The 26,261-nt window shown below is 63.6% G+C and carries 24 protein-coding genes; 16 read left to right on the top strand and 8 right to left on the bottom strand.

What is annotated here, in order from left to right; translation table 11 throughout:
* Positions 1-48 precede the first annotated feature (48 nt).
* Positions 49-1,029 (bottom strand): tripartite tricarboxylate transporter substrate binding protein, encoded by a 981-nt coding sequence (locus tag JJC00_RS24035; RefSeq protein ID WP_200468384.1) that lies wholly within the window; start codon positions 1,027-1,029, stop codon positions 49-51.
* A gap of 116 nt (positions 1,030-1,145) precedes the next feature.
* Here JJC00_RS24035 and JJC00_RS24030 point away from each other — a divergent pair, with 116 nt between their 5' ends.
* From JJC00_RS24030 to JJC00_RS23995, 8 genes are all read left to right on the top strand, one after another.
* Positions 1,146-1,856 (top strand): TetR/AcrR family transcriptional regulator, encoded by a 711-nt coding sequence (locus tag JJC00_RS24030; protein ID WP_200468383.1) that lies wholly within the window; start codon positions 1,146-1,148, stop codon positions 1,854-1,856.
* 74 nt (positions 1,857-1,930) lie between these two features.
* Positions 1,931-2,890, top strand: coding sequence for an amidohydrolase family protein (locus tag JJC00_RS24025; RefSeq protein WP_200468382.1), 960 nt, complete (start codon positions 1,931-1,933; stop codon positions 2,888-2,890).
* A gap of 8 nt (positions 2,891-2,898) precedes the next feature.
* Complete coding sequence (locus JJC00_RS24020) at positions 2,899-3,774, top strand: amidohydrolase family protein (RefSeq protein ID WP_200468381.1); 876 nt, start codon at positions 2,899-2,901, stop codon at positions 3,772-3,774.
* A complete protein-coding gene (dctA, locus tag JJC00_RS24015) occupies positions 3,771-5,072 on the top strand; it encodes a C4-dicarboxylate transporter DctA (RefSeq protein ID WP_200468380.1) in 1,302 nt (433 codons plus the stop codon). Before JJC00_RS24020 ends, dctA begins: the two co-directional genes overlap by 4 nt.
* Before the next feature lie 66 nt (positions 5,073-5,138).
* Positions 5,139-5,852 carry a PIG-L deacetylase family protein gene (locus JJC00_RS24010; RefSeq protein ID WP_200468379.1) on the top strand — a complete coding sequence of 238 codons (714 nt, stop codon included), beginning with the start codon at positions 5,139-5,141 and terminating at the stop codon, positions 5,850-5,852.
* Positions 5,849-6,532: a 4-carboxy-4-hydroxy-2-oxoadipate aldolase/oxaloacetate decarboxylase gene (locus JJC00_RS24005; RefSeq protein WP_200468378.1), complete on the top strand. Its 684-nt coding sequence runs from the start codon at positions 5,849-5,851 to the stop codon at positions 6,530-6,532. Before JJC00_RS24010 ends, JJC00_RS24005 begins: the two co-directional genes overlap by 4 nt.
* A gap of 79 nt (positions 6,533-6,611) precedes the next feature.
* Positions 6,612-7,481 carry a hypothetical protein gene (locus tag JJC00_RS24000; protein ID WP_200468377.1) on the top strand — a complete coding sequence of 290 codons (870 nt, stop codon included), beginning with the start codon at positions 6,612-6,614 and terminating at the stop codon, positions 7,479-7,481.
* Complete coding sequence (locus JJC00_RS23995) at positions 7,478-8,395, top strand: DUF1932 domain-containing protein (protein ID WP_200474214.1); 918 nt, start codon at positions 7,478-7,480, stop codon at positions 8,393-8,395. Before JJC00_RS24000 ends, JJC00_RS23995 begins: the two co-directional genes overlap by 4 nt.
* Positions 8,396-8,411: 16 nt before the next feature.
* Here JJC00_RS23995 and JJC00_RS23990 read toward each other — a convergent pair whose 3' ends face one another.
* The 3 genes from JJC00_RS23990 to JJC00_RS23980 all read right to left on the bottom strand — a co-directional run bounded on the left by JJC00_RS23990 (position 8,412) and on the right by JJC00_RS23980 (position 11,375).
* Entirely contained in the window at positions 8,412-8,729 is a 318-nt protein-coding gene (locus JJC00_RS23990) for a hypothetical protein (RefSeq protein WP_200468376.1), read from the bottom strand.
* 158 nt (positions 8,730-8,887) lie between these two features.
* Positions 8,888-10,093, bottom strand: coding sequence for an amidohydrolase family protein (locus JJC00_RS23985; RefSeq protein WP_200468375.1), 1,206 nt, complete (start codon positions 10,091-10,093; stop codon positions 8,888-8,890).
* Between the two features lie 46 nt (positions 10,094-10,139).
* Complete coding sequence (locus JJC00_RS23980; protein ID WP_200468374.1) at positions 10,140-11,375, bottom strand: amidohydrolase family protein; 1,236 nt, start codon at positions 11,373-11,375, stop codon at positions 10,140-10,142.
* A gap of 229 nt (positions 11,376-11,604) precedes the next feature.
* On the opposite strand from JJC00_RS23980, the gene JJC00_RS23975 reads away from it, so the two are divergent.
* On the top strand, positions 11,605-12,510 hold the full coding sequence (locus JJC00_RS23975; protein WP_200468373.1) for an amino acid ABC transporter substrate-binding protein: 906 nt from the start codon (positions 11,605-11,607) through the stop codon (positions 12,508-12,510).
* 121 nt (positions 12,511-12,631) lie between these two features.
* On the opposite strand, the gene JJC00_RS23970 is transcribed toward JJC00_RS23975, so the two are convergent.
* Together JJC00_RS23970 and JJC00_RS23965 are read right to left on the bottom strand one after the other, a co-directional pair.
* The gene (locus tag JJC00_RS23970) at positions 12,632-13,750 is read right to left on the bottom strand and encodes a glycoside hydrolase family 172 protein (protein ID WP_200468372.1); all 1,119 of its coding nucleotides are present in this window, start codon (positions 13,748-13,750) and stop codon (positions 12,632-12,634) included.
* Between the two features lie 92 nt (positions 13,751-13,842).
* Positions 13,843-15,468: a long-chain fatty acid--CoA ligase gene (locus JJC00_RS23965; protein ID WP_200468371.1), complete on the bottom strand. Its 1,626-nt coding sequence runs from the start codon at positions 15,466-15,468 to the stop codon at positions 13,843-13,845.
* Positions 15,469-15,656: 188 nt separating this feature from the next.
* Between JJC00_RS23965 and JJC00_RS23960 the strand changes: the two genes are divergently transcribed.
* From JJC00_RS23960 to JJC00_RS23930, 7 genes are all read left to right on the top strand, one after another.
* Positions 15,657-17,516: a flavin-containing monooxygenase gene (locus JJC00_RS23960; RefSeq protein ID WP_200468370.1), complete on the top strand. Its 1,860-nt coding sequence runs from the start codon at positions 15,657-15,659 to the stop codon at positions 17,514-17,516.
* 5 nt (positions 17,517-17,521) lie between these two features.
* Positions 17,522-18,328 carry a shikimate dehydrogenase family protein gene (locus JJC00_RS23955; protein ID WP_200474213.1) on the top strand — a complete coding sequence of 269 codons (807 nt, stop codon included), beginning with the start codon at positions 17,522-17,524 and terminating at the stop codon, positions 18,326-18,328.
* A gap of 130 nt (positions 18,329-18,458) precedes the next feature.
* The gene (locus JJC00_RS23950) at positions 18,459-19,277 is read left to right on the top strand and encodes a lytic murein transglycosylase (RefSeq protein WP_200468369.1); all 819 of its coding nucleotides are present in this window, start codon (positions 18,459-18,461) and stop codon (positions 19,275-19,277) included.
* A 111-nt stretch (positions 19,278-19,388) separates the two neighbouring features.
* Positions 19,389-19,610, top strand: coding sequence for a hypothetical protein (locus JJC00_RS23945; RefSeq protein WP_027532266.1), 222 nt, complete (start codon positions 19,389-19,391; stop codon positions 19,608-19,610).
* A gap of 12 nt (positions 19,611-19,622) precedes the next feature.
* Positions 19,623-20,045, top strand: coding sequence for a hypothetical protein (locus tag JJC00_RS23940; protein WP_200468368.1), 423 nt, complete (start codon positions 19,623-19,625; stop codon positions 20,043-20,045).
* A 391-nt stretch (positions 20,046-20,436) separates the two neighbouring features.
* Positions 20,437-20,883, top strand: a complete 447-nt coding sequence (locus JJC00_RS23935) for a MaoC family dehydratase (protein ID WP_200468367.1) — start codon at positions 20,437-20,439, stop codon at positions 20,881-20,883.
* Between the two features lie 107 nt (positions 20,884-20,990).
* The gene (locus JJC00_RS23930; RefSeq protein WP_200468366.1) at positions 20,991-21,488 is read left to right on the top strand and encodes a hypothetical protein; all 498 of its coding nucleotides are present in this window, start codon (positions 20,991-20,993) and stop codon (positions 21,486-21,488) included.
* 124 nt (positions 21,489-21,612) lie between these two features.
* On the opposite strand, the gene JJC00_RS23925 is transcribed toward JJC00_RS23930, so the two are convergent.
* Complete coding sequence (locus JJC00_RS23925; protein WP_200468365.1) at positions 21,613-24,801, bottom strand: efflux RND transporter permease subunit; 3,189 nt, start codon at positions 24,799-24,801, stop codon at positions 21,613-21,615.
* A 135-nt stretch (positions 24,802-24,936) separates the two neighbouring features.
* Complete coding sequence (locus tag JJC00_RS23920; protein ID WP_200468364.1) at positions 24,937-26,178, bottom strand: efflux RND transporter periplasmic adaptor subunit; 1,242 nt, start codon at positions 26,176-26,178, stop codon at positions 24,937-24,939.
* Positions 26,179-26,261 lie beyond the last annotated feature (83 nt).

Raw genomic sequence — 26,261 nt, 5'->3', positions numbered from 1 at the left:
AGGATCGTGCGTGAGAGAAACCCGGAAAAGGTCCTCACGTGAAAAACCTCACTGCGCGCGGATGTCGGCAGCCTTCAACACCGGTTCCCATTTGCTCGCCTCGGCGTGCATGTAGGCATCAAAGTCCTTGGCCGAGGAGCCGACCGGGGCTGCGCCGATCTTGCCGAGCGTCGACAGCACGTTCGGATCCTGCAGCGCCGCCTTCAGGTCGGTCTCGAGTTTCGCGACGATCTCCGGCGGCATTTTTGCCGGCGCGAGCACGCCCCACCAGACCGAGACGTCGTAGCCGGGGACGCCGGACTCGGCGATGGTCGGGACATCAGGTAGCGCCTTGGAGCGCTCGGCCGAGGTCACCGCGAGCGCGCGCACCGGGCCGCCTTCGAGCTGGCCGATCGCCTCCGCGAGCGGATTGATGCTGAGCGGGATCTCGCCGGCGATGACTGCGGTCAATGCCGGCGCGCCGCCCTTGTAAGGGATCGCGACGATCTTGGTGCCGGACATGTATTTTAGGAGCTCGCCGGCGAGATGCGCCGAGGTGCCGTTGCCAGACATGCCGTAGGAAAGCTTGTCCGGCTCCTTCTTCGCTGCCGCCAGCAGGTCGCCGAGCGTCTTGTAGGGGCTGTCCTTCGCCACCACGACCGCGAGCGGCGAGGAGGCGACTTCGGTGATTGCGGTGAAATCCTTGAAGGTGTCGTAGGGCACGCTCGGATAGATGAACTGGTTGAGGGGATGCCCGCTCGCGACCAGGATCAGCGTGTAGCCGTCGGGTGCTGCCTGCGTCAGTGCCTGCGAGGCGACGATGCCGCCGGCGCCGGGGCGATTGTCGATCACGGGTTGCTGGCCCCAGGTCTTGGCCAGCGCCTGGCCAAGTGTGCGCGCCAGCACGTCGACCGCGCCGCCGGCGGCGTAGGGCACGAGGATGTGGACCGGCTTGCTCGGATAATTGTCGGCGGCCTGCGCAACGCCGCCCGCGAGCAGCAGGCCGGCGCCGAGCATCAAAGCGCCGATCTTCGTATTCAAACCCAGCATTATCCAGCACTCCCTGGGGCATTCGCGTCCGTGCGGGGATCTTCCGAGCCGCTTCCGGTCGTTGCCCGTGGTTTTTGTTGACGAGACCTGATCTTTTGTACGATAGTACAAATCACATGGTACGCAAGCCCACCAGCAAGGAAACGGCCCGCAAGCCGAACATGCGCGAGGCGATCCTCGCCGCGGCAGAGGAGCTGTTCGCCACCAACGGCTTCAACGCCGTCTCGGTGCGCGATATCGCGCAGGCAGCAGGGGCCAATCCCGGCAGCGTGACCTATCATTTCAAGACCAAGGACGGCCTGCTGCTGGAGATCTACCGGCGCCATTGCGGGCCGATGAATTTGCGCCGCTCGGAGTTGCTCGCCGCCGCCAAGCGCGTGCGCGATCTCCAGGACCGGCTGGAAGCGGTGGTGCGGGCCTATGTGGTGCCGGCCTTCACCTCGGGCAGCGATCTCGCCGGGGGCGGGGCGCGCTTCACGCGGCTGCGCGCCGTGATGTCGGCCGAGGGCAACGAGGTCGCGCGAAAAATCATCGCGCAGACATTTGATGACACCAGCCACGCCTTCATCGACGCGATCCATGACAGCCTGCCGCATATTCCGCGCACCGATATCGTCTGGCGCAGCCACTTCCTGCTCGGTGCACTCTATTACTCGCTGGTGACGCCGGACCGCGTCTCGCGCCTGTCGCGCGGCGAGGCCGATGGCGGCGATCCCGCCAACGCCATCGAGCAGTTGGTGCAGGCCGCGGTCGCCGCGTTCCAGGCGCCGGCTTTGGATCAGGCCGCGCCGGCGCGGCGACGGACTGTTGCAAACAGCAAGACTTGAAAGAAATCGCCCGAGGGGGAGCGCGTAACGGCGCTTCCGCTCGTAAGCGGACATGTGATGGGGTGCTTAAGGAAATGAACAGGCGGGAGTGCTTGCACCTCTTGACCGGGCTCGCCGGCGCCGCGCTTGCGAGCAAAGCGCGTGCGCAAGGGGCTGAGCCGAAGGCCATGCCGACGATCGCGCCGCCGGATCCGAATCCCAAGACACCGTCGTTCAAGCTGCCGCCGAAATCCTGCGACAGCCATACCCACATTTTCGGGCCAGCGTCCCGTTATCCCTTCTCGGAGAAGCGCCCCTACAACACGGCGGACGCGCCGCTGGAGACGTTCCGCAGCGTGCATGAGAAGATCGGCGTCGAGCGCTGCGTGATCGTCAATGCTACCGTGCACGGCACAGACAACCGCGTCGTCACCGATGCGATCGCGCAGAGTGAGGGCGCCTACAAGGGCGTTGCCAATGTCAGCGACGAGATGGCCGAAAAGGAACTGGCGGCGCTCGACAAGGGCGGCATCTGCGGCTGCCGCTTCGCCTTTCTCAAGCGCCTTGGTGGCGTCGGCGATATGACAAAATTCCAGCGCATCGTGCACCGCGTCGCCGAGCTTGGCTGGCATGTCGATGTCTATTTCGAGCCCGGCACGATCGCCGAGTTTGCGCCGATCCTCACGGCGCTGCCGACGCCTTACGTGATCGACCACATGGGCACGGTTCAGGCCGCGAAAGGTCTCGACGATCCCGGCTTCACCGCGCTGCTCGATCTTCAGAAGAAGGACGAGAAGTGCTGGGTCAAGATCACCGGCCTGGAGCGGGCCTCCGCCGCCGGCAAACCGTTCCACGACGCCGTGCCGTTCGCGAAGGCGCTGATCGACAGCGCGCCCGACCGCGTCATCTGGGGCACCGACTGGCCACATCCCAACGTCAAGATCATGCCGAATGACGGCGATCTCGTCGATTTGATCCCGCTCTACGCGCCCGAGAAGGCGATCCAGCAGAAGCTGCTGGTCGACAATCCCGCGCGCCTGTTCAAATTCAGCTGAAGAATATTATGTACACGCCGACCATCCCGCCGCCCGACCCAAATACACGCACGCCAAAGTTCGAGCTGCCAAAGCTGTCCTGCGACGCGCATTGCCACATCTTCGGCCCCGGCGCGAAATACCCTTACTCGGCTGACCGATCCTACACGCCGCCGGATGCCCCGCTTGAGGATTTCAAGGCATTGCACGCCAAGCTCGGCGTGGCGCGCGCGGTCATCGTCAATGCCAGCGTACACGGCATCGACAACACGGTGGCGCTCGACGCGATCGCGCAGAGCAAGGGTGCCTATCGCGCGGTCGCCAATATCGACGACACCACCACCGAGCGCGGGCTTCGCGCGCTGCACGAGGGCGGCTTCCGCGGCTGCCGCTTCAATTTCGTCCGCCATCTCGGCGGTGTTCCCGACAAGAGCGTGTTCAACCGTGTCATCGCCATGGTCGCGCCGCTCGGCTGGCATATCGATTTGCATTTCGACGCGATCGATTTGCCTGAATATGCCGACATGCTGGCGCGGCTGCCGCTGAGCTACACGATCGACCACATGGGCCGGGTCAAGGCGTCCGAGGGCCTCGACCAGCTTCCATTCAAGATTTTGATCGAGCTGATGCAGCGTGACGAAAAATGCTGGGTCAAGATCTGCGGCTCGGAGCGGGTGTCCTCGGCCGGTCCGCCCTTTACCGACGCCGTGCCGTTCGCGCGAAAAATCGTCGAGACGGCGCCCGATCGCGTCATCTGGGGCACAGACTGGCCGCATCCCAACGTCAAGGCGATGCCGAATGACGGCGACCTCGTCGATTTGATCCCGCTATTCGCTCCGGAGCCGGAGTTTCAGCAAAAACTCCTGGTCGACAATCCCGCGCGCCTGTTTGGATTCGACGAATGACCGCGATGACGATCGACAAGCCGCGCGGGCGCGCCTGGTGGAAGGAGCTCTGGATCCAGGTGCTCATCGCGATGGCGGCCGGCATTGCGCTTGGGATCGTCAATCCCGAGGCGGGCGTGAAGATGCAGCCCCTCGGCGACGCCTTCATCAAGGCGATCCGGATGCTGATTGCGCCGATCATCTTCTGCACCGTCGTCCATGGCATCGCCCACATGGCCGACATGGCGCGCGTCGGGCGCGTCGCGGTCAAGGCCATCATCTATTTCGAGGTCATGACCACGGTCGCGCTGATCATCGGTCTGGTCGCGGTGAACGTGCTCAAGCCCGGCGCCGGCATGAACATCGATCCCGCCACCATCAATGCCAGCGCGGTCGAGCCTTATGTGAAGCAGACCGCCGTGATCGGCTTCGTGCCGTTCCTGATGAACATCGTGCCCGCGACGTTCATCGGCGCCTTTGCCGAGGGCAATATTCTCCAAGTCCTGTTCATTTCGGTGCTGTGCGGCTTCGCGCTGGTGCAGCTCGGTGAGCGCGCCGCGCCGTTGGTCAATTTGATCGACATCGCCGCCAAGATGGTGTTCGCCGTCGTTGGCTTTGTGATGTGGGCCGCGCCGATCGGTGCATTCGGCGCCATTGCATTCACGGTCGGAAAGTTCGGTGTGGGATCGCTGGCCTCGCTCGGCAAGCTGCTGGGCGGGTTTTATCTGACCTGCGTCATCTTCATCATCGTGGCGTTCGGCCCCGTCGCGCGTCTCTGCGGCTTCTCGCTGCTCAAGCTGATCCGCTACATCTGGGAAGAGCTGCTGATCTGCATCGCCACCACATCGTCCGAGACGGTGCTGCCGCGGATGCTGACCAAGCTGGAGAAAGCCGGCTGCGAGAAGAGCGTGGTCGGGCTCGTGATCCCGACCGGCTATTCCTTCAATCTTGACGGCACCTGCCTGTATCTCGCCGCCGCCTCGGTATTCCTGGCGCAGGCGACCAATACGCCGCTCGGGCTCGCCGAGCAGATCGAGCTGCTGCTGATCCTGCTCGTGACCTCGAAGGGCGCTGCGGGAATCGCGGGCGCCGCCTTTGTCGTTCTGGCGGCGACGCTGTCGGCCACTGGCACGATTCCGGTGACGAGCGTCGCGCTGGTGCTCGGCATCCATCGCCTGATGTCGCAGGGACTGACGCCGACCAATCTGATCGGGAACGCGGTCGCGACCATCGCGATTGCCAAATGGGAAGGCGCGCTCGATGACGAGCGCTTGAAGCGCGTGCTCGATGGCGAGGAACCGGTGGCTGTCGCTGCCTGATGAGATTGCTGCCGGAATGACGCAGGCGGCCTATGATGTTGACGAACGAAAGAGGGGAGTTCTCTCATGAAAACAGGTCTCGTGATCACCGCCCATCCCGGCGATTTCGTCTGGCGCGCCGGCGGCGCCATCGCACTGCATGCGAGGAAGGGCTATCGCATGAAGATCGTCTGCATGTCCTTTGGCGAGCGCGGCGAGAGCCAGTTCGCCTGGAAGGAAAAGGGCGCGACGCTGGAATCGGTCAAGGCCGGCCGCAAGGATGAGGCGGAGCGGGCAGCAAAGCTGCTCGGCGCCGAGATCGAGTTCTTCGATTGCGGCGACTATCCGCTCAAGCTGACGGAAGCGCATTTCGACCGCATGGTCGACATCTATCGCGAGCTCAATCCGAGCTTCGTGCTGACGCACGCGCTGGAAGACCCCTATAATTTCGACCACCCGTACGCGGCGCATTTCGCGCAGGAGACCCGCGTGGTCGCGCAGGCCATGGGTCACAAGCCCGGCGCACAATACCAATATTCGGCGCCGCCGGTGTTCCTGTTCGAACCGCACCAGCCCGAGCAGTGCAACTACAAGCCGGACGTGATTCTCAAGATCGACGAGGTCTGGAAGGAGAAGTACGAAGCGTTCCAGATCCTGGCCGCGCAAAAGCATCTCTGGGGCTACTACGAGCGCGTGGCGCTCAACCGCGGCATCCAGGGCAGCCGCAACACCGGCGTTCCCATGACCTATGGCGAGGCCTATCAGCGCCTGTTCCCGACCGTTGCGGAGGTGCTGGCATGAAACCGATCGTCGTTCGCAACATCAAGCGAGCCGATCCGACTGGCATGGCGGAATGCGGCGTCTCGACCGTGCACGAGGCTTATGGTCGCCTCGGCCTGATGAAACCTTACTTGCGGCCGGTCTGGGCGGGCGCGTCGATCGCCGGTCCCGCCGTCACTGTGCTGGCGCAACCTGGCGACAACTGGATGATCCATGTCGCGGTCGAACAGTGCAAGAAGGGCGATATCCTCGTCGTGGGCTGCACCACCGACAACACCGACGGCATGTTCGGGGAGCTGCTCGCGACCTCGCTGCAGGCGCGTGGCGTGCAGGGGCTGATCATCGATGCCGGCTGTCGCGACGTCAAAGCGCTGCACGAGATGAATTTTCCGGTGTGGTCGCGCGCGGTCTCGGCCAAGGGCACGGTCAAAGCCACGCTCGGCTCGGTCAATGTTCCCGTGGTCTGCGCCGGCGTCAATGTCGATCCAGGCGACATCATCGTCGCCGATGACGACGGTGTCGTCGTGGTGCCGAAGCGCTATGCCGCCGAGGTTGCCGAAAAGGCGAAGAAGCGCAACGCCGACGAGGGTGGCAAGCGCAAGCGCCTTGCTTCGGGCGAATTGGGTCTCGACATGTACAGCATGCGCGAGGCGCTGGCGAAGGCTGGGCTTGTGTACGTCGACAATCCCGATGACGTCTAATATTGTTTTGAGCATGATCTCTTTCGGAAAACCGCTGCACACTTTTCCGGATCATGCTCTTGGGAAGCGGAGCGCAGCGATGGATCGACTCAAGCTGAAGGCCGTGCTCGGCAGTCATCCCCATGTCCAGGCGGTCAAGAGCGGCGAACTCCGCTTCGACCTGTTCGAACTCGACTTCATCGAGTACACGCCGACCAACGCGGCGTTCAAGCCGATGGTGCGCGAGCAGGCCTTTGACGTCTGCGAGATGGCGATCGTCACCTATCTGATGGCGAAGGCGCACGGCAAGCCGCTGGTGCTGCTGCCGGCGACCATGATGGGCCGCTTCCAGCATTCTTATGCACTGTACAATCCGGCGCACGGGACGCTCGGGCCGTCCGATCTCGAAGGCAAGCGTGTCGGCATCCGCTCGTTCACGACGACGACCGGCGCCTGGATCAGGGGCATTCTCGCCAACGACTATGGCGTCAATCTCGACAAGATCCGTTGGGTGACGTTCGAGGATCCGCATGTGGCCGAATATGTCGACACCACCGAGCGCGCGCCAAAGGACAAGAAGGTCTTGCAGATGCTGCTCGACGGCGACCTCGACGTCGTTCTCGGCGAGACTTCGAACGATCCCAAGCTGAAGCCACTCTTCCCCGATCCGGCTGCGGAGGCCGCGAAATGGTATGCCCGCCGCGGCATCGTGCCGGTCAATCATCTCGTGGTCGTGACCGAGAGCCTCGCAAAATCGCGCCCCGATGTGGTCGTCGGCATCTATGATCTGCTCAAGCGGAACAAGGAGCAGGTCGGACCTGCGGCGACACCCGATTTCGTCCCGTTCGGGATCGAGGCGAATAGAAGGCCGTTGGAGCTGATCGTCGACTACGCATTCCAGCAGGGGCTGGTCCCGCGCCGCTATGCGGTCGAGGATCTCTTCGACGCGACGACACGAGGGTTGAACTGATGGCTGATCCGAAGCGGTGGCAGATCGGGCTGGTTGGCTACGGCGAGGTCGGCAGGATTCTTGCTGAGGATTTGCGCCAGCAGGACATCAAGGTTGCCGCCTATGACATCAAGCTCGGCAGCGAGCAGGGCGCGCCGCTGACGGAACATGCGGCGAAGTTCGGCGTGACGCTCGCGGTGTCTCACGCTGAGCTGGCCGCGAAATCCGATTTCATCATCTCAGCCGTCACCGCGAGCCAGGCCGTCCCGGTCGCAAAGGCCTGCGCGCCGGCGATCAACCAGGGCACCTGGTTTCTCGACTTCAATTCGGCTTCGCCGGGCGCCAAGCAGCGCGCGGCGGCGTTGATCGACGCGGCCGCGGGACGCTATGTCGAGGGCGCCGTGATGACCTCGGTGCCGCCTTATCGCATCAAGGTTCCGTTGCTGCTCGGCGGTCCCGGCGCGAAGGAGCTCGAGCCGCTTTTGAATGCGATCGGCTTCGCTGCGAAGGTCGCGAGCGACAAGCTCGGTGTGTCCTCGGCCGTGAAGATGTGCCGTAGCATTATGATCAAGGGCCTCGAGGCCATGGTGATCGAAAGCTTCACCACTGCGCGAGCCTATGGTGTCGAGGATGCCGTGTTGGCATCGCTCACGGAAACCTTTCCCGCGATCAATTGGGAGAAGCAGGGCGCCTATTTCTTCCAGCGCGTGATCGAGCACGGCCGCCGCCGTGCCGAGGAGGTGCGCGAGGTCGCCGAAACCGTGCGCGAGGCGGGGCTGACGCCGTGGTCGGCGCAGGGGACGGCCGAGCGTCAGGCCTGGGTGGCTGATCTCGCCGATGAAGGCCTGTTCGGCGCCAAGGGAACGAAAGAGTTCGCCCGTAGCGCCGATTGGCGTACCGAGGCGGATCGCATCCTGGCGAAGATCAAGCGTTGACGCCGAACGCGCGCGCTCAGCTCAAAACTCTGCCGTTGTCGCGATAGCTGGAGACTTCGTCGCGGGCGGCCTCGATCAAATCGATCAGGCCCTTGGCCTCGCGGACGACGTCCTTGGTGCGTTCGGTACGAAACTCGGTCAGGATCATGCGAACGCACTTGTCCGCGGTGTCGAGTGTCCAGAGCGCGCGAGTCATGTCGTCCTGCGTGTGGATCGCCGAGATATCGAGGCCTGAGAGAACTTCACCGATGCCGTTCAGCCGCTTGACAGCGGTTTCGGCGGGGGTCTTCGCCCGGATCGACTGGTAATCGATGCTGCTGAATGCGCTGAACATACCCATAACTTCCCCAAGAGAACGCAGACGGTCAGTGCGCGTCTTTTAGTATGATCGGCGTGGCCGGCCTCGCAACGCGTGGATCTACGGTCCGGAATTCTACCGGAATGGGATTTGGGGACGAATTGGCGGTGAATCGGGACGGAAAAGTCCGGTGATCAACGATCATTCCCGATCATCTTACCGTTGAGCGCAACGAGCATACCTGCCTTGTAGACAGCGCGGCCCTGTGGCACCGCGACCACGGCTTCGGGAACATGCTCTGCGTCCAGCGTCACGAAATCCGCCTTGGCGCCGACGCGCAGGCCGTAGCCTTCGAGCCGCAGTGCCTTGGCGCCGGCCTCGGTGACAACATCGAATGCGACGCGCAATTCTTCATCGACGTTGAAGCCCGAGCGATAGCCGAGCGTCGTCGCCCGGCGCAGCATGTCGCCGTCGCCATAGGGCCACCAAGAATCGCGGATGTTGTCGTTGCCGCTGAACACGGTGACGCCGGCATTGCGCAATGCCAGGATCGGAGGGAAGGGCCGCGCGCCCGGTGCATTCGTCATGATCGCGACGCCGGAGCGGGCCAGGATGTCGGCGACTGTCTTGAGCTGATCTGAGGAAATGTCGCCAAGCCCGTAAGCGTGGCTGATGGCGACATGGCCCTCCATGCCGAGTGCACGCGTGCGCGCCGCGATCTGCTCGATCTCGAAGGCGCCCAGCGTGCCGATGTCGTGCAGGTGAATGTCGACGTCGATGCCGTGCTTGTTGGCGACGCCGAACACCACATCGAGATGCTTCTCGACATCGCGATCAAAGCTCGCGGGATCGAGGCCGCCGACGAGGTTCGCGCCGAGCCCGACGGCCTCGTCGAGCAGTTGCGGTGTGCCTGGGCTCGACAAAATGCCGCTCTGGGGGAAGGCGACGAGCTGGATGTCGATCCGGTCGCGATATTCCTCGCGCACGCGCAAAATCGTCTCCAGCGACTTCAGGCCGACCGAGTCGTCGACCATGACGTGGCTACGCATTTGCGTGCTGCCGTGGGCGATGCAGAGATCGAGCTGGTTGCGCGCCCGCACGTCCATCGGCGCTGACACGGCCATGTTCTGGGCCTGGAAGGCCACGCGTTCCTGCACGTTGAATCCATCAGTGCATGGCTTGTGCGGACGCCAGGCGTCGCCATAGAAGCTGGTGTCGAGATGGATGTGGCCTTCGACGAAGCCGGGAACGACAAGAGCGTTGCCGAGGTCGACCGTCTCGGCACAGCTCGCGGGCTCGCCAGCGGGCATGATCGCGGCGATACGGCCGTTCTTGACCGCGATGTGATGTCGCGCCCCGCCGTCGAAGCGCGCGTTGAGGAATATCTTGTCGAAGGCCATCCGGTTGCTCCGTTGGTCGATTTGTCGTTGCGCGAGCGGTTCAGTTTCACGGCTTGAGCAGCGTCGCCCGCTTCCGCTCGAAGGTCTGCCGTCCGTTCTTGAAGCCCATCAAGACATCCGGCAGCTCGGCGATGGCGAAGCGGCTGTCCTGCGTGTCGAGCACGACCAGATCGGCGCGCTTGCCGACCGCGATCCCGTAATCCCCGAGGTTCATCAGCCGCGCCGGCAGCTCGGTGACGAGGTCGAGGCAAGTGTCGAAATCGCTGACGGCGGCGTGGGCGACATTGGCGTAAAAGTTCGCCATCCGCAGCAGCGAGGCATCGCCGAACGGCGTGAAGGGATTGAGCACGTTGTTGGTCGCGACCGAGCAGACGATGCCGTCGCCGGCAAGCTTGTGCGCGAGCGTCAGCCCGCGCGGCGCGTTGTGGGTGGCGTCGCGTCCCATCAGGTAGAGATCGGTCGCGGGCAGCACGGTGACGGCGACGCCGGCCTTCGCCAATTGCGCGACGGCCGCCTTCAGCCGCTCCGGCGGCAAGGCCGAGAGTTTTGTGGCATGCCCGATCGCGACGCGTCCACCATAGTTGCGCTGTTCGGTCTGCCGGCAGACCTCGTCGAGATGCGACCAGGAGGGATCGAGATCGAAGTCGAGATGGAGATCGACGTCGAGGTCGAATTGCTGGGCGAGGTCGAAGATGCGCGCGAGATGCGTGTTTGGGTCGGTATCCGTATAGGGACAGCCGCCGATCGCCTCGGCACCGTCGCGCAAAGCCTGGACCAGCAGCTCCTCGGCTCCGGCATCGTTGGTCAGTCCCTCCTGCGGGAAGACGCAAAGCGACAGATCTATCGCCCAGGCGTAGTCGCGCTTGAGCGCCTTGACCGCCTCGAAGCTGCGCAAGCCGATGCGCGGGTCAATCTCGACATGGGTGCGCATCCGCGTCGTGCCGTGGACGATGGCGCGCTCGAGCACTTTTGCGCCGCGCGCATAGACATCGTTAGCGCTGAATTCGCGCTTCATGGCCGCTACGGCGCGGATGGCATCGCCCAGCGTGCCGTGGATGTGCCCGCAACGCTCGAGCAGGCACGCCTTGTCGAGATGGATGTGGGTGTCGACGAAGCCGGGCAGGGCCAGCCGTCCCCCGACATCGACCTCGATGGCCTCGCAGGCCAGCCTGGGTTCGATCGCGGCTATACGTCCGCTCTTCACGCCGATATCGACAGGCGTGGCGGATGATCGCAACAGGGCGTTGCGGAAGATCAGGTCGAAGGCGGTCTGGGCGGTCATGGCAGGGAATCTGGATAGAGAACTTATAGCAGTCGGCGAGGTTGCTTGTGTGCAGCAATGTAGCGGGCGATTTGATCAAAATATATGCGTTTCGCCGGACCTCCCGGCGCATATCGAAAGCGGTGATAGCTGATAGACGCAGGCTGGTCTGGCGGCTGGTGCGCGCCTGCGCTATCAACCGCTCGATTGCGCCCAGCATGGAGGCGCAACCCGCTTTCAGGAGCTCCCGATGCGTCTACCCGCCGTTCTCTTGGCCGTCACTTGTCTCGCCGGCGCAGCGTCCGCCGAAGATCTGTCGGGCACGCTTCAGAAGGTCAAGGAGACCAAGAAGATCACGCTGGGCTATCAGGAAGCCTCCGTGCCCTTCAGCTATCTCGATGGCAACCAGAAGCCGGTCGGCTTCGCCATGGATATCTGCCTCAGGATCGTCGACGCCGTGAAGAAGCAGCTCGCCATGCCCGACATTGCCGTCGACTATGTCGCCGTGACCTCGTCGAACCGTATCCCGCTGATGGTCAACGGCACGCTCGACCTGCACTGCTCGGCGACCACCAACAATGCCGACCGCCAGAAGCAGGTCGCTTTCACCAACACGCATTTCCTCAGCGCGACGCGATTTGCGGCCAAGAAGGCCGCAAAGATCAACTCCATCGACGACCTCAAGGGCAAAGCCGTGACCGCGGTGGCAGGCTCGGTCAACCTGAACCAGCTCGCCAAGGTCAATACCGAGCGCAATCTCGGCATTAAAATCATGCCGGCCGTGGATCAGGCCGAGGCGTTCCTGCTGCTCGAGACCGACCGCGCGCAGGCCTACGCACTCGACGACGTTCAGCTCGCGGTCGCCATTGCGCGCAAGGAGCCGGCCCTGTTCATGATCAGCGAAGAGACGTTTGCGAAGGCCGAGCCCTTCGGGATCATGCTGCGGCGGGAGGACGCGCCGTTCAAGGCGCTGGCCGACCGTGCCACGGCCGAGCTTTATGCGAGCCCGGAGATCGAGGTGCTCTACAGGAAGTGGCTGGAATCCCCGACGCCGCCGAACGGCATCAACTACAACGTTCCGATGTCGGCAGCCCTGCGCAATGCCTTCAAGACGCCGAGCTCGAGTGCCGATCCGGACGTGTATCTGGTGAAGTGAGGCAAGGGCGGCTTCCACCTCTACCTTCTCCCAGGGGAGAAGGAAGGGTGCGGCACGTGTTTGGCACTTCGCCTACGCTTTCGAATATTTCTTCAGTCGAACCGCGCGATCTGGGGTCTGGCTAGTCGATCTCGAGATATTCCGGGTCGGGCAGTTTGGGGAACGGCGCGGCCGGCAGCGTCTGGTACCAGAACGCCACGGAAGCGATGTCGTCCTGCAGCGGGAGATATTTTGCCTCCTTGAGGCCCGTTCGCCAGCCCAGCGCCTGGATCGTGACGCGAAGGTCGCTCTGGAAGCGGATGGGATCCGGAATGTGCCAGCGGTACATGCCGAAGCGCTGCTGCGATTTGTAGACGCCGTCGGGACGGATCACCTGCGGCAGGCCGGCATAGGGCGTGGTGAATTCCTGATAGCGCGATTGCTGTACGGCGCCGCGGCCGGAATGCGCCACATAGGGATCGAAATTGTAGGCGCCGCAGAAATAATCCTCGGTGCCGGTGCCACAGATGGTCGGGAATTCACCGTCACCGTCGATGAAGAACTTGATCTCGCCTTCGCCCCACCAGCCGTTGTTGTTTACGCCCCAGGCCATGTAGGTGCCGATATATTGGCCACGGCCGCTGACGCCGTCGAGGATAGTGTAGACGTTCTTGTAGGGCAGTGGGTTGGTGCGGCGGAATTGCGCATGGAAATAGGCGCAGTCCTCGGGCACTTCGGTCAGCGCATAGTTGATCTGGTAGTAGACAGTCAGCGCCTCTTCACTCCTGTTCTCCATCGTGAAACGCGCGCGCTTGCGGAACGGCATTTCCCAGTAGCAGTTGAAGGCGCGGCCCGGATTGACGCAGACCGCGAGCGACGACACCTGCGCAAACTCTTCCCATCCGCAAGCGAAGAAGTCGCCGGCCGGGCATTCGACGCTGGGATGCTCCTGGCCATCCCAGTAGATCCGCAAAATCGAATGGCGCAGACGTCCGCGCGCCAGCGTCATCCAGATCTGCTGGACGGCGCCTTGGCCTTCGATGTCGGCGAGCGTGAATGTCGCGCCGGGTTCGATCACGACATAGGGCGAAACCTTCCAGCCTTGCCCGAGATCGCGAGCCTGGGGCGCCGCCGGCCCGTCGACGGACATGCCGCCCTTGCCTTTTTCGCCGGTGAAATTCTCGGGGCTGATTGAACGCGTCTGCGCGTTCGACAGGCGCGACAGATTGCCGAGATGCAGGCCCAGTCCGGAAAACGCCATGATGTCCTCGATCGGGGGGAGCGATGCCTCGGATATATCGCCTCCGAATCTACCAAAAGATGAAGATGATCGCGCAATGAGTGGGGCCAAACCTACCCGACGCGATACGCCTTGAACTTCTCGCGCAGCGCGGATTTGAGCACCTTGCCGGTGCCGGTCATCGGGAATTCATCGAGGAACTCGACCGCATCCGGCATCCACCAGCTCGCCATCTTGGGACGCATGTGCTCGAGCAGGGTCTTGCCGTCGATGGTCGCGCCCTTCTTGCGGACGACCAGGAGGAGGGGGCGCTCCTGCCATTTCTCGTGCGCAATGGCGACCACGGCGGCTTGCAGCACGTCGGGATGGGATAGCGCGATGTCCTCGAGCTGGATCGAGGAGATCCATTCGCCGCCCGACTTGATCACGTCCTTGGAGCGGTCGGTGAGCGTCACATGGCCGTGTTGGTCGATCACCGCCATGTCGCCGGTGATCAGCCAGCCGTCGCGATCGAGGCCTTCGTCTAATTTCATGTAGCCGGAGGCGACCCAGGGGCCGCGGGCGCGCAGATGGCCGACGGTCTTGCCGTCGCGCGGCAGCTCGCTGCCGCCGTCGTCGACGATGCGCAAGGTCGTGCCGAAACAGGCGCGGCCCGAAACCTGGCGCCGGTCGAAAATCTCCGCTTCGCTGAGATGCTCCGAGCCGGGCCGCAAGCCCGGCATCGAGCAGCCCAGCGCCTCGGTCATGCCCCAGGCCTGGATGTAGTCGACGTCGTAGTCGCGCTTGAGTTTCTCGACCATGGCGCGGGGCGGCGCAGAGCCCGACGACAGCGTCGCGCGCAGTGTCGTGAATTTGTTGCCGGTGCGGCCGAGCCAGTCGAGCAGGATCAGCCAGAAGCTCGGCACGCCCGCCGACAGCGTCACCTTCTCGCCCTCCAAGAGCTCGTAGAGCTTGTCGGGCTCGTAATTGCGGCCGGGCAGCACCAGCTTCGAGCCGGTATAGGGCGCGGTGAACGGCATGTTCCAGCCGTTGCCGTGAAATAGCGGCGCCATCGGCATCATCACCTCGCGCACGCCCTCGATATGCCCTGGAATGAAGTCGAAGTTGCAGCATGTCATGGTCTGGAGGATCGCGGCGCGGTGCGAATAGATCACGCCTTTGGGATTCCCCGTCGTGCCCGACGTGTAGCAGATGGTGGAGGCGGATTTCTCGTCGAACTCCGGCCAGGCGAAGCCAGCGTCGCTCTCCTTGTCCAGGAGCTCCTCGTAGCAATGCACGTTCGCAAGCTTCGTCTCCGGCATGCGTTCGCGCGACGACATGATTACGTAGGCTTCGACCGTCGTCAGCTGCGGCGCGATGGCCTCGACGATCGGCAGCGTGGCGCGGTCGACGAAGAGGATGCGGTCTTCGGCGTGATTGATGATGTAGACCAGCTGTTCGGGAAACAGTCGCGGATTGACGGTGTGAAGCACATAGCCCATGCCCGGTGCTGCGTAAAACATCTCGAAATGGCGATGCGTGTTCCAGGCCAGCGTGCCGATGCGGTCACCGGGCTTCATGCCGAGCCGCTTGAGCGCCAGCGCCATGCGCTTGATGCGCGGATGGGCCTCGGCATAAGTGTAGCGATGAATGTCGCCTTCGATCTCGCGCGCGACGATCTGCGCCTCGCCGTGATAGTCGGCGGCGTATTGGATCAGGCCACTGATCAGCAGCGGCATGTCCATCATCAATCCCAGCATCGTCTCCTCCGGAAAGCCAAGTCGTTAAGATCATGTCATTGCATGACGCGCTCACGCTTGCGCACAAAGTAGCGGAAGGCTTCGCGACGTACACGCAAAAAACCGCGGACGCGATTGCATGCGTCACTTTTTCAGGGCTAACTGGTGCGAACTGCAGGCCGAAGCAGCGCCCGCCGTGGAGGAGATTGATGTCAGCGGAAAGACACAAGACCGGCGCAGCCGGCGCGCCTAGCATCGACATACAGGCCTTGCGTGCGCGATATCGCGACGAGCGCGACCTGCGTCTACGCTCCGAAGGCAAGGCGCAGTATGTCGAGATGGCAGCAGGCTTTGCCCGCTATCTCGACGATCCCTGGGCCGATTCCGGATTTGCGCGCGAGCCCGTCAACGAGGAGACCGAGGTCGTCATCGTCGGTGGCGGGTTTGGCGGCTTGCTGTGTGGTGCGCGTCTGCGCGCGGCCGGCCTCACTGATTTCCGCATCGTGGAAAAGGCTGCCGATTTCGGCGGCACCTGGTACTGGAATCGCTATCCCGGCGCGGCCTGCGACACCGAGAGTTATATCTACCTGCCGCTGCTGGAAGAGACCGGCTACATGCCGGTGCGTAAATATGCGCGCGCGTCGGAGATTTATGAGCACTCGCGCCGCATCGGCCGTCACTTCGGTCTCTATGAACGTGCATTGTTTCAGACCGTCATCTCGCGCATGGCGTGGCAGGAGCGGGATGGACGCTGGCTGGTCGAGACTGATCGCGGCGACCGCATCCGCGCGCGCTTTGTGATCCTGGCCGGTGGTCCGTTGAGCCGGCCGAAGCTGCCGGGCATTCCCGGTATCGACAGCTTCAAAGGCCACAGCTTCCACACCAGCCGCTGGGACTATGCCTACACCGGCGGCAGTGCGGAAGGAGGTCTCGACGGTCTTGCCGACAAGCGCGTCGGCATCATCGGCACCGGTGCCACCGCCGTGCAATGCGTGCCGCATCTCGGCCGTTCGGCGAAGGAGCTCTACGTGTTCCAGCGCACGCCGTCGGCGATCGGTGTGCGCGACGACCGGCCGACCGATCAATCCTGGGCTGAAGGCCTGAAGCCCGGCTGGCAGCGCGAGCGGATGGACAACTTCACCGCTGTGATTTCGGGGGAGCCGTTCGAGCAGGATCTGGTGCAGGATGGCTGGACCGGCCTGCTCGGCGAGATCTTGCTGGCGCCGCGCCGTCAGCCACAGCCGGTGACCTCGATGGAAGAGGCGCTGAAAGTGATCGAGCAGGCTGACTATCGCAAGATGGAGGAGATACGGGCCCGCGTCGACGCCGTCGTCAAGGACGACGCGACCGCAGCGGCGCTCAAACCCTGGTACAAGGCGTTCTGCAAGCGGCCGTGCTTCCACGACGAATATCTCGACACGTTCAATCGTGCCAACGTGCATCTCGTCGACACCGGCGGCAGGGGCGTCGACCGCATCATGGAGAATGCAGTCGTCGCCGACGGCAAGGCCTACGAGCTCGACTGCCTGATCTATGCCAGCGGTTTCGAGGTCGGCACCGACTATGCACGCCGCATGGGTTTTGAGGTCTATGGCCGCGACGGCGTCAGCCTGTCAGAGCGCTGGCGCGATGGCGTCAAGACGATGCACGGCTTCTACAGCCGCGGGTTTCCGAACTGCTTCCTGATCGTGACGGTGCAGGCCGGCCAGAGCGCCAACTTTCCGCACATCATCGACGAGCAATCGCAGCACATCGCCTATGTCCTCGCCGAGGCGCGCAAGCGCGGTGCAAGGACATTGGAGCCGACGCTCGCCGCCGAGAACGCGTGGGTCGACGAGGTCGTCAAGGCCGCAGTCGGCCGCCAGACCTACCTCGCCGAATGCACGCCCGGCTATTACAACAATGAAGGCGTGTTCGATCCGATCGCGGCGCGCAATAGCCAGTATTGGCGCGGGCCGATGGCTTTTCTCCGGCTGCTCGCCAAATGGCGGAAGGAAGGCAGCCTGGACGGATTGGAATTGACCTATGGAGCGGACGCGAAAACCGACGGCGCCTCGGTCCCGGCATGAGCGGCATGATCCCGGCGCCATCAGGTACGACGCGGCTCTACGTCATCGTCGGCGATCCCATCGCCCAGGTGCGGTCGCCCGCGGGAGTCTCGGCCGAGTTCGCGGCGCGCGGCCATGACGGCATTCTCGTTCCGGTTCAGGTTGCGACCGCCGATCTGGCGGAGTTTCTCGCGGTGGCGAGCCGATTGAAGAACCTTGACGGCATCGTCGTGACCATTCCGCACAAATTCGCCTGCTATCAGGCCTGTGCCAGCGCGACGAAACGTGCGCACTTCCTGCGCACCGTCAACCTGATGCGCCGGCGGTCCGACGGTTCGTGGCACGGCGACATGGTGGACGGTCTTGGTTTCCTCGGCGCCGCGCGGGCGAAGGGGATCGATCCCAGGGGAATCCGGGCGCTTCTCGTCGGTGCCGGCGGGGCAGGCTCGGCCATTGCGCTTGCTCTGGTCGAGGCCGGCGTCAGTGAGCTCGCGGTTCACGACAGCTCAGCCGAGCGGCGGGATGCGCTCGTCCAGCAGCTCAACGGGCTCGGCAAAGTATCTGTGCGGGCAGGCACCGTCGACCCCGCAGGTTTCGACTTCGTCGCCAATGCCACGCCCGCCGGCATGAAGGACGGCGACCCGTTCCCGGTCGATGTCACGCGGCTGGCATCGTCGGCCTATTGCGGCTGCGTCATCACCAAGCCCGAAATTTCGCCCTTCATCGCAGCAGCCCGCAAGCTCGGCTGTGTTACCGCCACCGGCACCGACATGTACCAGCAGCACCAAGGCATCATGGTGGATTTCCTGCTCGGGACCGACGGCGGACGATGAACGTTTGATTCATGTCAAGCGCAATGCTTGCATTGATTGCATCGGTCGGGGGCTTGAGCATGCGCGGCTGACGTAGGATCATGTCCGCGCGCGAGCCGGTCGCGGAAAATCGTGGAGAGGGAACGCAGGAATGACAAAGGGCAGGACCGTTGCGACGGCCGTGATCGGCGCGACTGCGCTGCTGCTTTCCCTGGCCCCCGCCGCCTATGCCGCGCAATGCGGCAACGGACCCGGCGGGTTCGAGGCCTGGAAGCGTGAGTTCGGCGCGGAGGCGCAGGGCAAGGGCATCGGCCAGACCGCCATCTCGGCCCTGATGCAGACCAACTACGCCAGCGCCACCATTGGGGCCGATCGCAGCCAGCACAGTTTTTCGCTGTCGCTCGACCAGTTCCTTGCCAAGCGCGGCGCGACCACGATCGTGGCGCGCGGCCGGTCGCTGAGGCAGTCGCAGGCTGCGATGTTTGCCTCGATCGAGCAGCGTTACGGCGTTCCGCCGGGGCCGTTGATCGCGATCTGGGGCATGGAGACCGGTTTCGGCAGCCAGCGCGGTAACCAGAACATGCTCTCGTCGATCGCGACGCTTGCCTATGACTGCCGCCGTCCCGAATTCTTCACCGAGCAGCTCTATGCAGCGCTGAAGCTGGTCGATCGCGGCGTGCTGTCGGGAGCGACCCGCGGCTCCATGCATGGCGAGGTCGGCCAGACCCAGTTCATGCCCAAGAACATCCTGGCCTACGGCACCGGCAATCTCGACGTCGCCGCCAACGCGCTGAGCTCGACCGCGAACTTCCTGAAGGCCAATGGCTGGCGCGCGGGAGCCGGTTACCAGCCGGGCGAGCCGAATTTCGCCGCCATCCAGGCGTGGAATGCAGCGGGCGTCTACCAGAAAGCCATCGCGCTGATGGGCCGGCAGATCGACGGGGGCGGCGGGGCGGCAGCAGCGCGCTGAGGGTACTCCGCAAGGCGTGACCGCACACCCCGAGAAAGTTGTTGCTTTCAGGAACCGACGGCATGAGGTTTGCTTTGATCAAGTTCAGGGCTGGGCATGAGGAGACTCAACATGGCTACCCAGATCGTGATGGACCAGACCGGCGATACACGCCACGAGTTTGATCCTGAAAATGCCGAAGCGTTGGCGCGGGCCGAACAACGCTTTCGGGAATTGACCGGCGCGGGCTTTACCGCCGCGTACCGGACCGGACCCGGCGAAGTCACGCGTATCAAATCATTCGACCCGACCGCGCGGGAAACGCTGTTCTATCCCCGCCTGGTCGGCGGTTGATCTGAACGGCTCATGATCGCGGCCTTCAGGCTTCGCGCGCCCGCGCGAGCGCGCCTGCACGCGCTCCGCGAGCTCTACCGGCGCTTCTTCGGCGAGAACACGCCCGAGGCGCGCGGTCGTCGGCTGCTGTCCGAATGGCTGTCTGAAGAGCAGCGCGCACAATTCGAGCAGCACCGGCATTTCGACGTCGTCGGTTGCGACAGCGGCAAGCGCTATCGCATTCACTACGGCACCGCCGCCAACGTCCACGAGGTCGACGACGCGGGAAATGCAACGATGGGGTGGTGCTTCATCCCGTCAGGCTACCTCGTGCCTGGAGACGTGATGCTGGCGCAGAAGATCGCGCTGGAGACGGACGAGAGGGGCGCGCTTGCGCTCGCCAACCGGTTTCCGCCGGCTACGCATTCCGAGCATTTCTACCGGCGGCCGTTCTAGCGAACAGGCCGGCTGAAGGGTCAGTCAGAGGTGCGTTGTCCGATAGGCGTCGAGCGCATGTGCCGCAAAAACGCCGATGCTGCATAGAACGAGGAGGGCGGAGATCAGCTCGATCATAACTCGTCCTCCCCAAGCGGTCGGGCGACGAGGTGCTGGCAGCAGGCATATTCGCTGATCAGGTCGAGGATGAATTGCATGACGCACGTCCCTGTATGATTTTGACAAGCAGTTAACCGGCCATCTGTTTCAGGCGTGTTTCGTCGATTTGGGAAAGAGGTTTCGCGGGGAACCTCGGGCTGGCCTGCGAGCGGCCAAACCGCTACATGCCACTACCGATCCATCCCTTGGGCGTGCGTATCGCGTGCGTCGCATCACATTTCGAGGCAAAATCATGGCGCAGGTCGCCTGGTTCGACGATCTCACTGTCGGCATGCGTTTCAAATCCCCCGAAGTGGAGGTCACCGAGGCCGACATCAAGCGGTTTGCAGCCGAGTTCGACCCGCAACCGATGCATCTCGACCATGAGGCCGCCAAGGCGACCCTGTTCAATGGCCTGGCTGCGTCGGGATGGCACACTGCGGCGATCGCCATGAATCTCGCGATCCAGACCCGTCCCTTCGGCCCGCATCCGCTGATCGGCGCCGGCGTCGACGGACTACGCTGGACCATCCCTGTGCGGCCGAATGACCGCCTACATCTGGTCGGCGAGGTCATGAGCCTGACGCCGTCGAAGTCGAAGCCGCAGGGCATCGCGCTGGTGAAATGGACGATGTTCAACCAGAACGGCGAGGAAGTTTACACCTTCACCCCGATCGCAATCGTGCCGCGGCGCGGGTAGCGCCGTTCACCATCGCCGGGTCGAGCCGGCTAAAGCCCTCGCGTGAGGCCCTTGCGGCCTGCCGGGAGAGATGGTCAGTTTGGTCCGGGGAAACGCTGGAGGCTGGCATGAAACGATTTCGTCTTGGCGCTGCGCTGCTCGCCGGCGCCTTGAGTGCCGGGCCTGCGGCCGCGCAACAGTCCAAGGTCGGCGACTGGACGATCGAGAAGCGTACCCAGGACACCCACTGCAACGCGAGCCGCGGCTACAAGGACAAGGACGACGAGAACCGCGACTACGTCATCGTCATCACCCATTCCGACAAGGCCATCGTGATCGTGATGATCTATGATGGCTGGGAGTGGGACAAGGTCGGCGAAATCCTGAAAGCCGACGTCGGCACCGATGATTCCGACATCATGTCGAAGGCGAAGTGGGAGGTCATGGACAAGACCACCGTGCGCGGCATCTTCGAGTATGATCAGTCCATCATGGACCGCCTGTCGAAAGCCAAGCGCCTCACGCTCGATTTCGAGGACGATGATGACGACAGCATCGAGATGCAGATTCCTCGCGCCGGCGAGGCGCTCGCCGCGCTGAAATTCTGCGAGGAGAACCGGAAATAAAATACCGCGCGCCTCGGGCGCGGTTGATTGAGCAAGTCGGCGTGATCACGTTTCACCGGGGCAACGAGACGGTCTTTCGCAAGACCGTGCTCGTTCTGTTGTTGATCTCAGGGATTTTCCTGCCTTAGTGCTTAAGGCCTTGCACGGGTGCGGCACTGATGTCGCTGCCGTGATGCACCAGCGGTTTCATGCCGGTGACGGTCCGCAGCAGCACATAGAACACCGGCGTCAGGAACAGGCCGAACACGGTGACACCGATCATGCCCGAGAACACGGCAACGCCCATGGCGCGCCGCATCTCCGAGCCGGCGCCGGTCGAGAGCACCAGCGGCAGCACGCCCATGATGAATGCCATCGACGTCATCAGGATCGGACGTAGCCGCAGCCGGCTCGCCTCGATCGCGGCGCGGATCGGCGTGCGACCTGCAAATTCGAGCTCGCGCGCGAATTCGACGATCAGGATCGCGTTCTTGGCGGAGAGGCCGACCAGCACGATCAACCCGATCTGGGTGAAGACGTTGTTGTCGCCCTTGGAGAGCCAGACGCCGAACATCGCGGCCAGCAGCCCCATCGGCACGATCATGATGATCGAGAGCGGCAAGGTCAGGCTCTCATAGAGTGCGGCCAGCACCAGGAACACCAGCAGGATCGCCAGCGGGAACACCCAGAGCCCGGAATTGCCGGCGATGAACTCCTGATAGGTCAGGTCGGTCCATTCGAAGGCAAAGCCGGGCGGCAGCGTCTCCGCCGCAATCCGCGTCGCGACCTCCTGGGCCTGGCCCGAGGAAAAGCCGGGCGCGGCGGCTGCGTTGATGTCGGACGACAGGAAGCCGTTGTAGCGGATGGCCCGCTCGGGTCCCGCGCTCTGGCGGATCGTGAGCAGCGCCGACAACGGCACCATGTCGCCCGAGGACGAACGCACCTTCAACTGCCTGATGTCGTCAGCGCGTGCGCGGAACGGCGCATCGGCCTGGACGTAGACGGAGTAGGTGCGGCCAAACTTGTTGAAGTCGTTGACGTAGTAGGAGCCCAGATAGATCTGGAGCGTGTTGAACACCTCCGTCACGGGCACGCCGAGCTGGAGCGCCTTGGTGCGGTCGATGTCGGCGAACAGCTGGGGCACGTTGACCTGGAAGCTCGAGAACACGCCGGCGATCTCCGGCGCCTTCTGCATCGCCGCCATGAACGCTTTGGTCGCGTCGTTCAGCGCCTCATAACCGAGACCGGCGCGGTCCTCGATCTGGAGTTTGAAGCCGCCGATGGTGCCGAGGCCGTTGACCGGCGGCGGCGGGAACATGGCGATGAAGGCTTCCTGGATCCCCGAATATTTCTTGTTGAGATCGGCCGCGATGGCGTTTCCGCTCAGTGCCGGACCCTTGCGCTCGTCGAACGGTTTCAGCGTCGAGAACACAATGCCGGCATTGGAGGAGTTGGTGAATCCGGAGATCGATAGGCCCGGGAAGGCCACAGAGCTTTCGACACCGGGCTGGGTCAGCGCGATGTCGCTCATCTTGCGGATCACCTCTTCGGTGCGGTCGAGCGTGGCGCCGTCGGGCAGGCGCGAGAAGCCAACCAGATATTGCTTGTCCTGACCCGGTACGAAGCCGCTCGGCACCTGCTGGAACAGGAAGGCGGTGATGCCGACCAGCACCACGTAGAGCCCCATCACGGCGGCCTTGCCCGAGATTACCTTGGTGACGGTGCCGCTGTAATTCTCCGAGGAGCGCGTAAAGGCCTTGTTGAAGCCGCGGAAGAACCAGCCAAGACCTTTTTCGAGGATGATCGTCAGCCGGTCTTTCGGCTCGTCGTGGCCCTTGAGCAGCAGGGCCGACAGGGCCGGCGACAGCGTCAGCGAGTTGACGGCCGAGATCACCGTCGAGATCGCGATCGTCAGCGCGAACTGTTTGTAGAACTGCCCGGTGAGGCCGGAGATGAAGGCCAGCGGCACGAACACGGCGATCAGCACCATCGCGATCGCGATAATCGGGCCGGAGACCTCGCGCATGGCCTGATAAGTGGCATCGCGTGGCGACAGTCCGCCCTCGATGTTGCGCTCGACGTTCTCGACCACGACGATGGCGTCGTCGACGACGATGCCGATCGCGAGCACCAGGCCGAACAGGCTGAGCGCGTTGATGGAGAAGCCGAACACGTGCATCACCGCGAAGGTGCCGACGATCGAGACCGGCACCGCGAGTAGCGGGATGATCGAGGCGCGCCAGGTCTGCAGGAACAGGATCACGACCAGCACCACCAGCGCGATCGCCTCCAGCAGCGTGTGGATCACGGCCTCGATCGAAGACCGTACGAATTGGGTCGGGTCGTAGACGATCTGGTAGGACACGCCCTCCGGCATGTTCTTCTTGATCTCGGCCATGGTGGCGCGGACGTGGTCGGATATCTCCAGCGCGTTGGAGCCGGGCGCCTGGAAGATCGGGATTGCGACCGCCTGCTTGTTGTCGAGCAGCGAGCGCAGGCCGTATTCGGACGCGCCAAGCTCGATGCGCGCGACGTCGCGCAATCGCACGACTTCGCCGCGCGTGCCGGTCTTGACCACGATGTCGCCGAACTGTTCCTCGTTCGCCAGACGTCCCTCGGCATTGACGGAGAGCTGCAGGTCGATGCCCTTGACGTTCGGGGAGGAGCCGACCACGCCGGCGGCAGCCTCGACGTTCTGCGCCTGGATCGCCTTGACGATGTCGCTTGCGGTCAACCCGTGCTCCGCCGCCTTCTGCGGATCGACCCAGACCCGCATCGAATAGTCGCCGGCACCATAGAGCTGGACGTCACCGACGCCGTCGATCCGTGCCAGGCGGTCCTTGACGTTGAGCACCGCGTAGTTGCGCAAATACGTCATGTCGTAGCGGTTGTTCGGCGACAGGAGATGCACGACCATGGTCAGGTCGGGCGACGACTTCTTGGTGATGATGCCGAGCTGGCGCACCACAGCCGGCAGGCGCGGTTCGGCTTGCTGCACGCGGTTCTGCACCAGCTGTGTCGCCTTGTCAGGATCGGTGCCAAGCCGGAACGTCACCGTCAGCGTCATCGCGCCGTCGGTGGTCGCCTGGCTCGACATGTACAGCATGCCTTCGACGCCGTTGATCTGCTCCTCGATCGGCGTCGCGACTGTTTCTGCAATCACCTTGGGATTGGCGCCGGGATAGGTCGCGCGAACCACCACCGAAGGCGGCACGACGTCGGGATATTCCGAGATCGGCATTGCGAACAGCGAGATCAGGCCTGCGAGGAAAATCAGGACTGACAGCACGCCGGCGAAAATCGGACGATCAATGAAGAACTTCGAGAGATTCATGGTTTTGCCCCTGCGCGAGCGACAGCTCTCCCGTTATCCCGGGACGTGGGCGATACCCACGAACCCGGAATCGAGATGCGATGTCTTGGTCGTTGTGTCGTCGTCATTCCGGGTGCGGGGCCCGGAACGAGGTCGTTAGCGTTGCACCACGTCCTGGTTGCTGTGGTTGGAGGCCTGCTGCCCGCGCGCGCCCATTGCCGCCACCTCGGTCTTGAGGAGAGCGCCGGGACGCACGCGCTGCAGGCCGTTGACGACGATGCGATCGCCGTTTTTCAGTCCCGCTGTCACGATGCGCAGTCCGTCGACCGAGCCGCCGAGCGTGATCGGCCGGTAAACCGCACGGCTGTCGTCGCCGACCGCCATCACGAACTTCTTGTCCTGGTCGGTGCCGATCGCGCGCTCGTCGATCATCACCAGCGCCTGCTGCTTCGGCTGGCCCATCCGCACGCGGGCGAACTGGCCGGGGATGAGACGCCCGTCCTCGTTGGGGAACACCGCACGGACGCGGATGGTGCCGCTCTGGCCGTTGACCTGGTTGTCGATAAGCTGGATGTGACCCTTCGCGGAGAGGCCGCCGGAGGTCGCCATCTCGACCGGGATCTGGTCGAGATTGCCGCGTTTTCCGGACGCATCCGCGATCGAGTTCAACGCGCGCAGCACAACCTCCTCGTCCGCGTCGAACGAGGCGTAGATCGGATTGACCGAGACCAGCGAAGTCAGGACCGGGGAGGCAGTGCCGGCCGCGACGAGATTGCCGACGGTGATCTCGAACTTGCCGACGCGGCCATCCACGGGGGCGCGCACCTCGGTGTAGTCGAGATTGAGTTTTGCGGTCTGGAGCGTCGCTTCGGCCGCCTTCACATTGGCGACGGCTTCGCGATTGGCATTGTCGCGCTGGTCGTAGTCGCGCCGAGTCACGACGGCGTTGCCGACCAGCTGCGCGCCACGCTCGAGCTCGCTCTGGGTGAAGACCACGCGCGCCTTCGCGGCCTCGAGCTGCGCATTGGCCTTGTCGACCTCGGCCTCATAAGGAGCGGGATCGATCTTGAACAGGACATCACCGGCCTTCACCAGCGCGCCTTCCGTAAAATTGGTCGACAGGATCGCGCCGGCTACGCGCGGGCGAAGCTCGACGCGATTGATGGCCTCGAGTCGGCCGGAGAAATCGTCCCACAGCACGGTCTGCCGCGGTTCGATCATCGCGACCGTCACGGAGACGGCCTGTTCAGCCGCGGCCGCCGTTGCGGTCGCCTGGGCCGAACGGAAATAGTGGCCGGTCGCGATCAAGCCGGCCACGGCGAGGGCGCCCACGATCGCAACGCCGCCGAGAAGGCGACGGAGACGGCCAGGACGAGAGGTATTTTGGGAGGGGGGCATTTGCGCGCTCCAGAATTGTAGTGTTCGCTACAGATGTGGAGCTGGATATCGCAGCGCAAGATACTTATGTACCGTTCACTAAG

This window comes from Bradyrhizobium diazoefficiens (genome assembly GCF_016616885.1).
In the GTDB taxonomy this organism is placed as follows: Bacteria; Pseudomonadota; Alphaproteobacteria; order Rhizobiales; family Xanthobacteraceae; genus Bradyrhizobium; species Bradyrhizobium diazoefficiens_F.
Note: the sequence above shows the minus strand (reverse complement) of the source record. Positions and strands in the feature narration are given on the sequence as shown.